We start from the raw sequence: 12,868 nt of genomic DNA on the forward strand, positions 1-12,868 counted from the left end.
CCATATGGGTTCATCCGATAGCGCAAGGTCCGAAGAGCCCCTGCTTTGGTCCGTAGACGTCATGCGGTATTAGCCACCGTTTCCAGTAGTTATCCCCCTCTATCGGGCAGATCCCCATACATTACTCACCCGTCCGCCGCTCGTCAGCAAGAAAGCAAGCTTTCTCCTGTTACCGCTCGACTTGCATGTGTTAGGCCTGCCGCCAGCGTTCAATCTGAGCCATGATCAAACTCTTCAATTAAAAGTGTTTGATGCTCAAAGAAATCGAAAACTTAGCTATTCATAAATGAATTTACTTTTGTTGTTCACTCTTCAAGACTTGATACATCTAATATTTTAGAAGATATCGTCTCTGCGAGTGCCCACACAGATTGTCTGATAATTTGTTAAAGAGCAGTGCAACATTTGCTGCCGTTTCCGGTCTTCTGCGTTGTTGCGAGGAGGTGCATTCTACATCTTCCTCATTCAGTGTCAAGCGTTTATTTTCAAGGCTTTTCACTTTTTTTCTTTGTTCTCTCGGCTAACTCACTTAGCGTGGTTTGCCGTGACAACGAGGACGCATTATAGGGAGTTTTCTGAGGCTGGCAATAGTTTTTTTAAGAAAAAAAATCGTTTGCTTAATTCCACAGCAAAACCCCTAGTTATACGCACTTATCAACAATTTTATCCACAGATGTCCTTTTTACATAAAATTAGCATGTCAAACGCAATCGTTTGCGTTATTATGAGGGCCTATTAAGTAAGATTGATTTTGTGTCCATCTTCTGAAATGTTAGTTAAGCAAACACAATTTCACTGTATTAATGTGATTTAACTTCATCATTACTACCGTTATACCAAACCCAAGGGATAAAACTCATGCAACATCTTCGTCCTATCCGCCGTGCGCTTTTAAGTGTGTCTGATAAAGCAGGTATTTTAGAATTTGCTAAAGCGCTTGTTGAAAGAAACGTAGAACTATTATCTACAGGTGGAACTGCACGTCTATTAGCAGAAGCTGGCTTACCTGTTATCGAAGTTTCCGATTATACCGGTTTCCCAGAAATGATGGATGGCAGGGTAAAAACGCTGCACCCTAAAGTACATGGTGGCATTTTAGGTCGCCGTGGACAAGACGATGCAATTATGGAAGAACATGAAATTCGTCCTATCGATATGGTCGTCGTAAATCTTTATCCTTTCGCTAAAACGGTAGCTCGCCCAGATTGCTCATTAGCAGATGCTGTAGAGAATATCGATATTGGTGGACCAACAATGGTTCGCTCAGCAGCGAAAAATCATAAAGACGTTACGATTGTAGTAAATAGTAATGACTATGAAAGAGTGATTGAAGAAATGGATAATCACGAAAACAGTCTTACGTTAGATACTCGTTTTGATTTAGCGATTAAAGCCTTTGAACACACAGCCGCTTATGACGGAATGATTGCTAACTACTTCGGTCAGAAAGTTGCACCTTATTATGGTGATACTTCACAACCATCAGGCACTTTCCCTCGTACCTTGAATCTGAACTATATAAAGAAGCAAGATATGCGTTATGGCGAAAATGCGCACCAGCAAGCTGCTTTCTATATAGAAGAGAATATAGAAGAAGCATCTATTGCCACTGCAAACCAATTACAAGGCAAAGCGCTTTCTTATAACAACATTGCTGATACTGATGCGGCATTAGAATGTGTGAAATCATTTTCCGAGCCTGCATGCGTTATTGTGAAACATGCAAATCCTTGCGGTGTTGCAATTGCGAACACGCTCGAACAAGCATATGACAATGCATTTAAAACTGATCCAACCTCTGCATTTGGTGGCATTATCGCATTCAATCGTCCATTAGATGCAAAAACAGCAAGTGCGATCATCGAACGCCAGTTTGTTGAAGTGATCATTGCTCCTTCTATTAATGAAGATGCACTACCAATTTTAGAAACAAAACCAAATGTTCGTGTATTAGCCTGTGGTCAATGGCAAGAGCCAAAACCTGCTTTTGACTTCAAACGAGTCAACGGTGGGCTTTTAGTTCAAGATCGTGATTTAGGCATGGTTAAAGAAGAAAACTTAAGAGTAGTTACTCAACGCCAACCAAGTGAACGCGAACTTAAAGATGCACTCTTCTGCTGGAAAGTGGCTAAATTTGTAAAATCAAATGCCATTGTTTACGCTAAAAATGATATGACAGTCGGTATTGGTGCAGGACAAATGAGCCGAGTATATTCTGCAAAAATTGCAGGTATAAAAGCTGCTGATGAAGGTTTAGAAGTTGCAGGTTGCGCCATGGCTTCAGATGCATTCTTCCCATTCAGAGATGGCATTGATGCGGCAGCACTTGCCGGTGTAACTTGTGTTATTCAACCTGGTGGCTCAATTCGTGATGATGAAGTGATTGCCGCTGCCAATGAACACAACATCGCAATGATTTTCACCAATATGCGTCACTTCCGTCATTAATAGGATATTGATATGAAGATTTTGATTATTGGTAATGGCGGTCGTGAGCACGCTTTAGCATGGAAAGCGGTTCAATCCCCGCTTGCAACACACGTTTTTGTTGCGCCAGGTAATGCGGGAACTGCATTAGAGAAAGGTGTGCAAAATGTTGCAATTAGCGCAACGGATATTCCGTCATTACTGACATTCGCACGAAAAAATAAAATTGATTTAACCATTGTTGGCCCGGAAGCACCACTTGTTATTGGTGTTGTTGATGCGTTTAAAGATGCAGGGCTGACTATTTTTGGCCCGACAAAAGGTGCAGCTCAGTTAGAAGGCTCAAAAGCCTTCACTAAAGATTTTTTAGCACGCCACAATATTCCAACAGCGGATTATCAAAATTTCACTGAAATAGCCCCTGCACTAGAGTATTTAAATAAAGTAGGCGCACCAATTGTTATCAAAGCCGATGGTTTAGCAGCAGGAAAAGGCGTTATTGTTGCAATGACGCAATCTGAGGCTGAAAATGCTATAAAAAATATGCTAGCAGGTAATGCCTTTGGAGATGCTGGGCATCGCATTGTTATTGAAGAATTTCTTGATGGTGAAGAAGCCAGTTTTATCGTCATGGTTGATGGTGAACACGTTATTCCAATGGCAACAAGTCAAGATCATAAACGTGTTGGTGATGGTGATACTGGCCCTAATACTGGTGGGATGGGCGCTTACTCGCCTGCCCCCGTTGTCACTAATGAAATCCACCAGCAAGTAATGGAAAAAATCATTTACCCAACAGTAAAAGGCATGGCTTCTGAAGGTCATCGTTATCAGGGTTTTCTTTATGCTGGGCTGATGATTGATAAACAAGGCGTTGCAAAAGTTATCGAATTTAACTGTCGTTTTGGCGATCCAGAAACTCAACCTATTATGATGCGTATGCAATCTGACTTAGTTGAGCTTTGTTTAGCTGGAGCAAAAGGCAATTTAAAAGGTAAAGATTCTGTTTGGGACCCTCGTCCTGCTTTAGGTATTGTTATTGCGGCTGGCGGCTATCCTGCTGATTATCGCCAAGGGGATATTATCGAAGGCTTAACAGCAACATCGTCCAAAACCGGAAAAGTATTTCAAGCAGGAACAACTCTGAATAATGAAGGTGAAGTTATCACTGCTGGCGGAAGAGTGCTATGTGCGACGGCATTAGGTGATGATATCGAGCAAGCGCAAAAAAATGCTTATGCTTTAGCGGAAGGTATTCATTGGAATGGCGCTTTTTATCGTCATGATATTGGTTATCGTGCAATTGCGCGTTTAAAGAAGTAAGTCACTAAATACAGCAGAAGGGAGTGATCACAAGCTCTCTTTTGTTGGCTCCCATTTGCAGAAATCATGGTCGGCTACCATAAGCAACTGTTTACCTTCTGGTGAATCAAGCCAAGCAACATAAGAAGGTTTACTTGGATTACGTGTTCTCGTTTTTAACCAGCGTTGTTCTGGCCCTTCAAATGAAACACTCACTTTCTCGCCAGCACATGTTGTCATTGTATTTTGATACCAGACACCCTGTACTAAGTTCACTTTTCCAATAGTCAGCGCTTCGCTGATTTCACGTTCTTTACTTGCAGCAAACACCATTCTTAAACGCTCATCTTCTGTTAATGCTCGTTTTTGCTTCTGACTTTCCTGTTGCATGAAAATGACTTCACCACGTTTATTTAAACGAAGGTGCCAAGATGAGGGATCATTTTGATTAACCACTTCAGAACGGACTTGCCAAAGCTTATTCTGGCGATACTCATAGAATGTGATGATAGTTTCTGGCTTTTTATAAAAGCTATAAACGCTCATGATCACTTGAGGCTCTGACGTTTTATTATTTAAACGCCATAGTCGCACAACACCTTCATCTGCAATGTACCCTGTTGCAGAAAATTCAGGGAGTTGTACTGTCGAAGAGCAGGCGCTGAGCAAAAAAGCTGATCCTATTGCTAACAGCCCCTGTCGTTTCAACAAAAGGGGAGTAAATCCCCCTCTATTGTTCATTCCGTTCAAAGGAATTATTTTACTGCGTCTTTCAGTGCTTTACCGGCAGTAAATGCAGGAACATTAGCTGCTGCAATTTTAATTTCTTTACCAGTTTGAGGGTTACGACCAGTACGCTCAGCACGGTGATTTACCTTGAATGTACCGAAACCAACTAACTGTACAGAATCGCCTTCTTTCAGAGCTCCTGTTACTGAGTCGATAAACGCTTCAATAGCAGCTTTTGCCTGAGTTTTTGTCAGATCCGCTTTTTCAGCAACTGATTCGGTTAATTCAGCTTTGTTCATAAAATAGTCCTTAAAGTATGTTTTATCGTTTGAAAAACATCTGGTGAAAAAACTTAACTTATCTTTTTAAGAAGATGAATTAAGTAAAACACCTGAGCCACTTCTTTTCGTACCCAATGTAGAACATACACGGGGGTGATGTGAAGTCTTTAAACGTCGCTTTTCAAGCACCAAATCACGTTTTTCTGATTTAGTGCGTTAATTCTATACCGATATTGCTCATTCCTGCTTCACGAAGGTCTGCACGTAGACCTTTAATCAGCTCGATATCTCTTTCTTCACACTCTACAAGTAGGCGGTAAATTTCCCATTGGATATCGAATTCTTCAATAACAACAGGCAGTGATCTTAGCTCTTCTTCGCTCATTTCTCTTTCTGCTTGTGTCATTTCAAGTGAAGCAACCGTCCCTACTGATAATTTGCTGACTTCAATAGCATGACTTAGCGATTCACCGCTTAAACGAGAGTGAACAACTTCACTCAAGGCGACACAGGCATCAATCGCTGGATAGACGCCGTAAATATCAAATTGAGATGCATCAGGAATAGCTTCTTCTAACTTCTCTAATTGAGAATCAAAATTCACTTTTGCATCTTTCACCGTTAAAGTTTCCCAAACCAGATCGAGAATACGGCGATAAAGCGTTGGATCAGCAAATCCTGTTTCACGACAAAATACCTGATAATTTGGATACATTCGCTCACACAGGCACGCCATAAACGTCAGGTGTTGCCAAGCCTCTAGCTTTTCTAAACGTAAATGGATTGGGTTCTTCAACATTCGTGATTACTCATTTTCTTAACTTAGGCGCAGTTTACCTGAAAATTAAAAATATCCACATATTTCCCGGTCATTTAGAGCTTATTCTTATTCAACTGCTCAAATAATCGCCTATTTGAAGCAATACCATCAGCCCAACGCGTTGGTTCTGGCAATCGATACCCTTTCATACACAACTCAACCCACTGCAAAGCACCTTCCATACTCACTTTATGACCCGGAGATATATACAGGGGTTTACATTTTTTCTTACTGCGATAAATCCACCCTATTTGCTCATTCTTATCCATCAATGGCTCATGACTTCCCATATCTTCATTGACCGCCCGATCAGTACCACATAAACGACTTTTTGCTACGCCAATAGTAGGCGTGTCTACTAATAAACCAAAATGGCTGGCAACACCCAGCCTTCTAGGATGAGCGATACCTTGCCCATCGACAAAAATAAGAGAAGGTTTCTGTTTAATTAATTGCCAAGCAGACAGTAATGCTGGGCACTCTCGAAATGAAAGTAAACCAGGGATGTAAGGAAGAGTTGTAGATATTCGCGCGATTTGGTATTCAAGAATTTCAAAAGAAGGGTAATGCATTATCACGATGGCAGCGCGAGTGACTGCGCCACCATCTTCAAAACCAACATCAGCACCAGCAATATAAGTAGGCATTGTAAATTGGTCTGTCAAAATAACTTGTTGAGCTTTTTCTGTCTGCTCCTGACGCAATTGTGAGGTATTAATCATTATCCTGATGATAAGGCTTCGATAAACGGTGAACCGCATCAATAAATGCACCAGCATGCTCTGGTGGAACATCTTGATGAATACCGTGCCCAAGATTAAAGACATGACCGTTGCCTTTACCAAACCCAGCAAGAATAGTTTCGACTTCTTGCTCTATTCTAGCTGGTGGCGCATACAGCATAGAAGGATCCATATTACCTTGTAAGGCTACTTTATCCCCTACTCGACGACGTGCATCTTCGATATCAATCGTCCAATCTAGCCCTAATGCATCACAACCTGTTGCTGCCATTGCTTCTAGCCAACGACCGCCACCTTTAGTAAATAAGGTTACAGGAACTTTTCTTCCATCGTATTCGCGAATAAGACCATCAACAATCTTATGCATGTAGTGTAATGAGAAAAGTTGGTAATCACGTCCTGTTAGTACACCACCCCATGTATCAAAGATCATGATGGATTGTGCACCCGCTTTAATTTGAGCATTCAAATAAAGGATAACGCTATCTGCGAGTTTATCCAGTAATAGATGTAGTGCTTGTGGCTCTGCGTACATCATTTTTTTTATTTTTGTGAAGGCCTTACTACTTCCACCTTCCACCATGTAGGTTGCCAGTGTCCAAGGGCTTCCCGAAAAACCGATTAATGGCACACTGCCTTGCAATGCATGACGAATTGCACGTACTGCATTCATTACATAGCCAAGTTCGTCTTCAGGATCAGGAATTGGCAGTTTTTGAATATCGGCAAGGCTATTTATTGGGGACTTAAAACGAGGTCCTTCACCAGTTTCAAAGTAAAGGCCTAGCCCCATTGCATCAGGGATAGTTAAAATATCAGAAAATAAAATAGCGGCATCTAAAGGAAAGCGTCTTAAAGGCTGTAATGTCACTTCACATGCCAATTCTGTATTTTTGCACAATGAGATGAAATCCCCCGCCTGTGCCCGTGTTTCCTTATACTCAGGAAGATATCTGCCTGCCTGACGCATCATCCAAACTGGGGTGACATCAACAGGTTGGCGCAGCAACGCACGTAAATAGCGGTCGTTTTTCAACTCACTCATGACTAACTCCATTAACAGTAATAGGGCCGCAAAATAGTATGTATTGTAACATGCTGGAAAAATAACTGTTGGCAGACAACGCCTTTATTTAGTTCTTTTCTTTATCTTGTCTAATATTCGCTATCGTATCTTCTATTAAGCGTCGCGCAATAGTATCTGGAGGTGGGATCTGTGGTAGTTGATCGTAACGATACCAAGCCGCACTGGTTAATTCAGAAGGATCATGGCGCAACTCTCCTCCATCGTAATCAGCCAAAAACCCCATCATTAAAGAATGAGGGAACGGCCAAGGTTGAGAGGATACGTAGCGAATATTACGAATACGAATATTACTTTCTTCAAATACTTCGCGAGCGACGGCCTCTTCTAAGGTTTCACCAACCTCAACAAAACCAGCGAGCACAGTATAAAGAGGGGAATGCTTATGCCTAACATGATGTGCGAGTAAAATTTTATCTTCATGACGAATACCCACAATAATACAAGGGGCAATCTGTGGGTAATAACGTTCATGACAGTTATCGCATAAACAAGCCCATTCACTCTCACTATGGCGCATTTTAGAACCACAATAGCCACAAAAACGATGAGAACGATAAAACTCTGCTAACTGAACACCACGACCCACTAGTTTAAATAAATTCTCATCTTGCGAGGCGATAAGCCTTGGCGAACACATATCGTTATCCATTTTTCCATGAATAAGCCAAACAGTTTCACCCTGCCATTCACCAACAATTTTGGCGTGTTGACCAACTAGCTCCCAATCCTTTGCAAAACCAAAAGGGAGTTCACCTTTCGGTAACCACACTCGCCCACCGAGGCTGACTGTCCACCAGCCTTTCTCTGATCCCGTTAACGTATATAAATGCATAATGATAATTCTATCCAAAATAATGATATAGAATTAAGGATACTCTCTTTAGTAAGACCCTCTCAATGTATTATGATTATTCTCTATAATTTATTAACATTCAAAAGGGGTTTCATAAATTTTATTTATAATAAAGGAATGCTAATATGACTGATAAAACCCAAAATAAAATTGCGATTTTTGATTTAGATGAAACGCTTTTAGCGGGTGATTCTAGTCGTTTATGGACACGTTATTTATGGGATAAAAAAATAGTCACTGATCCTCATTTCCTAAAACTAGACGAACAAATGATTGCAGACTATTACGCCGAAAAGCTGGATATAAACCAATATCTTTTTCAACATCTAGCATATTTTAAGCATCATAATATAGATAAAATAAATCATTGGATTAATGACTTTACTGAAACAAAAATTCAGCCTCTGCTTTACCCACAAGGAATATCAATAATTACACAATATCGGCAGCAAAATATTCCCGTTATGATTATTTCAGCAACAATGTCCTTTCTCGTTCACGCTATTGCAAAACAACTCAATGTGGATGTTTCAATGGGTATTGATATGCAAATTAAGGACAATCATTACACTGGATTTATTGAAGGTATTCCTACCTTTCGAGAAGGAAAGGTTGAGCGTTTAAATCAATGGAAAGAAGCCAATAACATTAATAGTTTTTATGTTTGTTTCTATACTGATTCATCTAATGACCTTCCATTATGTTACCAAGCGGATCGTGTTATCGCAGTTAATGCAGATAAAAAATTAACTCAAGTTTCGGATGAAAAAGCGTGGGAACAGCAACATTGGAATTTAAATAAATAACCCATGCTGGACTTGTAGTTTTCAAAATCTTTCATATACTGGACTTCTTCTTGTCGGAGTGCCTAGTGTTTATAAGGCTATTATAAACACAGGCTGAGACCGTTAATTCGGGATCCGCGGAACCTGATCGGGTTAATACCCGCGAAGGGAACAAGAGTGATTCGACCTTTTGATAGCTTCATCCGTATATTTTTTATACGCCTATCTGTCGATACTCCCTGCGACCTCCAGACAAGCATTTTTCTCAATATTCACCCGACAGGCTACAGCCTGCATGATATTTATTAGGAAATGCTATGTCCCAAAATCAAACTATATCCGTTAAAGATATTTCACCAACAAACAACAAACTGCGCCCACGAAAAGAGCAGCGTGATGCAGCTCAAGAATTTATCAGCACCATTCAAGGTGTCAGTTTCCCAAATTCAAACCGCATTTACCTCGAAGGATCACGTGCTGATATTCAAGTCCCTATGCGTGAGATCCAACTTGATAAAACGCTAGTAGGAGGATCAAAAGATTCCCCTGTTTTTGAAGATAATGAACCTGTTCCGGTATATGACACTTCTGGCCCTTATGGCGATCCGGCTTCTCAACTCGACGTTAATCTTGGCTTAAAAAAAATTCGCCAATCATGGATTGATGAGCGCAATGATACTGAAGCGCTTTCACTCTTAAGCTCTGATTTTACACAACAACGTCTTTCTGATGCAGGATTAGAACATCTACGCTTCCCGTTAAAGCCTAATCCTAAAAAAGCCCTACAGGGTAAAAGCGTGACGCAATTGCATTATGCTCGAAAAGGTATTATCACACCTGAAATGGAGTTTATTGCTATTCGTGAAAATATGGGGCGTGAACGTATTCGAAGCGAAGTATTACGTCAACAACATGCAGGATTCAGCTTTGGTGCGCATCTCCCTGACAATATTACCCCTGAGTTTGTACGCCAAGAAGTTGCTGCTGGTCGAGCTATCATTCCTGCCAATATCAATCACCCTGAATCAGAGCCAATGATTATTGGGCGAAATTTCTTAGTGAAAGTGAATGCCAATATCGGAAACTCCTCTGTAACCTCCTCCATTGAGGAAGAAGTTGAAAAACTGATTTGGTCTACACGTTGGGGAGCAGATACCGTAATGGATCTCTCAACAGGCCGTTACATTCATGAAACGCGTGAGTGGATCATTCGCAATAGCCCTGTTCCTATCGGTACAGTTCCAATCTATCAAGCACTCGAGAAAGTTAACGGTATTGCTGAAGATCTCACTTGGGAAATGTTCCGAGATACCTTGCTTGAACAAGCAGAGCAAGGTGTTGATTACTTCACTATTCATGCAGGCGTATTGTTGCGTTATGTGCCAATGACGGCAAAACGCCTAACGGGTATTGTGTCTCGTGGCGGTTCGATAATGGCGAAATGGTGTTTATCACATCATAAAGAGAATTTCCTCTACGAGCATTTCCGTGAAATCTGTGAAATTTGTACCGCTTATGATGTTTCCCTTTCACTGGGCGATGGGCTAAGACCGGGTTCAATTCAAGATGCTAATGATGAAGCACAATTCTCTGAATTACATACTCTAGGTGAACTGACAAAAATTGCATGGGAATATGACGTTCAAGTCATGATAGAAGGCCCAGGCCACGTTCCAATGCAGATGATCCGCCGCAATATGACAGAAGAATTAGAGCATTGTCATGAAGCACCATTTTATACATTAGGTCCTCTCACTACGGACATTGCACCGGGTTACGATCACTTCACATCAGGTATTGGTGCAGCAATGATTGGTTGGTTTGGTTGTGCAATGCTCTGTTATGTTACTCCTAAAGAACATCTAGGTTTACCAAACAAAGAAGATGTAAAACAAGGGCTTATTACTTATAAAATTGCGGCTCATGCTGCCGATTTAGCCAAAGGACATCCCGGCGCTCAAATCCGTGATAATGCTATGTCGAAAGCCCGCTTTGAGTTTAGATGGGAAGATCAATTCAATTTAGCACTTGATCCTGAAACCGCACGCCAATATCACGATGAAACCCTTCCTCAAGCATCAGGTAAAGTGGCTCACTTTTGCTCAATGTGTGGTCCTAAATTCTGTTCAATGAAGATAACACAAGAAGTACGTGATTATGCGGCAGGTATGGAACAAATGTCTCAAGCCTTTAAAGAGCATGGGAATGAGCTATACCACAGTGCCGAAATCACTCGTGTTGAGGTGACTGAAAATGAACAGATCCTCTAATACACCTTTTGCATCAACAGAAAAAAAACTTGGACTTTACCCTGTTGTTGATTCTATTGAATGGATAGAACGCCTATTGAAAATAGGCGTTACCACACTTCAATTACGTATAAAAGATAAACAACCAGAAGATATTGAACAAGAGATCATCGAAGCAATAAGGCTAGGAAAACAGTACCACGCAAGACTGTTTATCAATGATTATTGGCAACTCGCCATTAAACATCAGGCTTATGGTGTTCATCTTGGTCAAGAAGATCTCGATATTGCTGATCTTGATGCAATTAAACAAGCAGGATTACGACTGGGTGTTTCCACTCACGACGAAACAGAATTACAAAGAGCAAAGGCGTTACGCCCATCTTACATCGCATTAGGGCATATATTTCCAACTACAACGAAAGATATGCCATCTAAACCACAAGGTTTGAAGGCACTCAAACATCAAGTAGAACAGACACCTGATTTTCCCACTGTTGCTATTGGTGGGATCTCGCTAGAGAGAGTATCTGATGTGATTGCAACAGGCGTCGGGAGTGTTGCTTTAGTCAGTGCAATAACAAAAGCATCTGATTGGCAAAAAGTAACGCGTAAATTATTAGAATTAGTTGAAGGAAAATCGTCATGCTAAATGATAATGATTTTATGCGTTATAGCCGACAAGTGATGTTAGAAGATATTGGCCTAGAGGGTCAAAACAAACTTCAACAAGCAAGAGTACTGATTGTTGGACTTGGTGGATTAGGCTCTCCCGCATCACTTTATCTTGCTGGGGCAGGTATTGGTGAGCTTATTTTAGTTGATGATGATAAGTTGCACGTTTCTAATCTACAGCGCCAAATTCTTTATCGCACTCAAGATATTCCTGAAGCAAAATCGGATATTGCAAAGCAAGCTTTGCTTGCTTTAAATCCAGATATAAAAGTCACTTCTTATAAACAACGTATTGATGATGATTCATTACTTAAATTAGTTAAAGAGGTCGATTTAGTTTTAGATTGCACTGATAACATGCTCACACGCCAAGCGATTAATCGTGCTTGTGTTGCACAACAAATTCCACTTATTAGTGGTAGTGCCGTAGGGTTTAGTGGCCAGCTTATGGTGTTTGAACCTCCTTTTACGCATGGTTGCTATCACTGCCTCTATCCCGATGAAACAGAACCACAGCGAAATTGTAAAACAGCCGGAATTCTAGGCCCTGTCGTAGGTGTTATTGGTACACTTCAAGCACTTGAAGCCATTAAGCTACTCTCTGATTTACCTAGTTCTCTAAGTGGAAAGCTACGCCTTTTCGATGGTAGAAAACAAAATTGGAGTACTTTACGTTTAACACCATCAACAACATGTCCTGTTTGTCGAGGGTTAGCATGAACATTACCGTAAATGACGAACAATATTCTCTGGATATGCCTGTCACTATTAGTCAGCTCCTTATTCAGCTAGAGCAACCACCAATTGGTGTGGCACTTGCCATCAATGAAACCATTGTTCCCCGTGACAACTGGGAAACACATTTTATTAATGATGGCGATACCATTCTTCTCTTCCAAGCAATTGCAGGGGGCTGA

At 40.9% G+C, this 12,868-nt stretch carries 13 protein-coding genes, 1 rRNA gene and 1 riboswitch (1 of these 15 running past the window's edge); of the genes, 7 read left to right on the plus strand and 7 right to left on the minus strand.

Translation table 11 applies throughout. From position 1 onward, the window contains the following. Window positions 1–241, minus strand: a 16S ribosomal RNA gene (locus tag LW139_RS18875) (it extends 1,302 nt beyond the left edge of the window). A gap of 617 nt (window positions 242–858) precedes the next feature. Here LW139_RS18875 and purH point away from each other — a divergent pair. Beyond that, entirely contained in the window at window positions 859–2,448 is a 1,590-nt protein-coding gene (gene purH / locus LW139_RS18880) for a bifunctional phosphoribosylaminoimidazolecarboxamide formyltransferase/IMP cyclohydrolase (protein ID WP_227336123.1), read from the plus strand. A gap of 12 nt (window positions 2,449–2,460) precedes the next feature. After that, window positions 2,461–3,750 (plus strand): phosphoribosylamine--glycine ligase, encoded by a 1,290-nt coding sequence (gene purD / locus LW139_RS18885; RefSeq protein WP_247850382.1) that lies wholly within the window; start codon window positions 2,461–2,463, stop codon window positions 3,748–3,750. A gap of 27 nt (window positions 3,751–3,777) precedes the next feature. Here the strand turns inward: purD and LW139_RS18890 are convergent, their stop codons facing one another. The 6 genes from LW139_RS18890 to nudC all read right to left on the minus strand — a co-directional run bounded on the left by LW139_RS18890 (window position 3,778) and on the right by nudC (window position 8,221). Continuing rightward, window positions 3,778–4,440, minus strand: coding sequence for a DUF1481 domain-containing protein (locus LW139_RS18890; protein WP_227336124.1), 663 nt, complete (start codon window positions 4,438–4,440; stop codon window positions 3,778–3,780). A 44-nt stretch (window positions 4,441–4,484) separates the two neighbouring features. Next, a complete protein-coding gene (locus LW139_RS18895) occupies window positions 4,485–4,757 on the minus strand; it encodes an HU family DNA-binding protein (RefSeq protein WP_004246922.1) in 273 nt (90 codons plus the stop codon). Window positions 4,758–4,947: 190 nt separating this feature from the next. After that, the gene (locus tag LW139_RS18900) at window positions 4,948–5,538 is read right to left on the minus strand and encodes a YjaG family protein (protein WP_072071056.1); all 591 of its coding nucleotides are present in this window, start codon (window positions 5,536–5,538) and stop codon (window positions 4,948–4,950) included. Between the two features lie 74 nt (window positions 5,539–5,612). Further along, window positions 5,613–6,281, minus strand: coding sequence for a deoxyribonuclease V (gene nfi, locus LW139_RS18905; RefSeq protein WP_166539405.1), 669 nt, complete (start codon window positions 6,279–6,281; stop codon window positions 5,613–5,615). Further along, window positions 6,274–7,347: a uroporphyrinogen decarboxylase gene (gene hemE / locus LW139_RS18910; protein ID WP_109410145.1), complete on the minus strand. Its 1,074-nt coding sequence runs from the start codon at window positions 7,345–7,347 to the stop codon at window positions 6,274–6,276. The genes nfi and hemE overlap by 8 nt, the downstream gene beginning before the upstream one ends. A gap of 88 nt (window positions 7,348–7,435) precedes the next feature. Beyond that, on the minus strand, window positions 7,436–8,221 hold the full coding sequence (gene nudC, locus LW139_RS18915) for an NAD(+) diphosphatase (protein ID WP_109410146.1): 786 nt from the start codon (window positions 8,219–8,221) through the stop codon (window positions 7,436–7,438). Window positions 8,222–8,367: 146 nt separating this feature from the next. Here nudC and LW139_RS18920 point away from each other — a divergent pair, with 146 nt between their 5' ends. From LW139_RS18920 to thiS, 5 genes are all read left to right on the plus strand, one after another. After that, on the plus strand, window positions 8,368–9,048 hold the full coding sequence (locus tag LW139_RS18920; RefSeq protein ID WP_227336125.1) for an HAD family hydrolase: 681 nt from the start codon (window positions 8,368–8,370) through the stop codon (window positions 9,046–9,048). A 44-nt stretch (window positions 9,049–9,092) separates the two neighbouring features. Then, a riboswitch (TPP riboswitch) is annotated at window positions 9,093–9,215 on the plus strand. Window positions 9,216–9,344: 129 nt separating this feature from the next. Beyond that, window positions 9,345–11,297 carry a phosphomethylpyrimidine synthase ThiC gene (gene thiC, locus LW139_RS18925; RefSeq protein ID WP_247850383.1) on the plus strand — a complete coding sequence of 651 codons (1,953 nt, stop codon included), beginning with the start codon at window positions 9,345–9,347 and terminating at the stop codon, window positions 11,295–11,297. After that, window positions 11,281–11,928: a thiamine phosphate synthase gene (thiE, locus tag LW139_RS18930; RefSeq protein WP_247850384.1), complete on the plus strand. Its 648-nt coding sequence runs from the start codon at window positions 11,281–11,283 to the stop codon at window positions 11,926–11,928. The genes thiC and thiE overlap by 17 nt, the downstream gene beginning before the upstream one ends. Beyond that, window positions 11,922–12,671: a HesA/MoeB/ThiF family protein gene (locus LW139_RS18935; protein WP_247850385.1), complete on the plus strand. Its 750-nt coding sequence runs from the start codon at window positions 11,922–11,924 to the stop codon at window positions 12,669–12,671. Before thiE ends, LW139_RS18935 begins: the two co-directional genes overlap by 7 nt. After that, window positions 12,668–12,868, plus strand: a complete 201-nt coding sequence (gene thiS, locus LW139_RS18940; RefSeq protein WP_247850386.1) for a sulfur carrier protein ThiS — start codon at window positions 12,668–12,670, stop codon at window positions 12,866–12,868. The genes LW139_RS18935 and thiS overlap by 4 nt, the downstream gene beginning before the upstream one ends.

Source organism: Proteus vulgaris, assembly GCF_023100685.1.
GTDB lineage: Bacteria > Pseudomonadota > Gammaproteobacteria > Enterobacterales > Enterobacteriaceae > Proteus.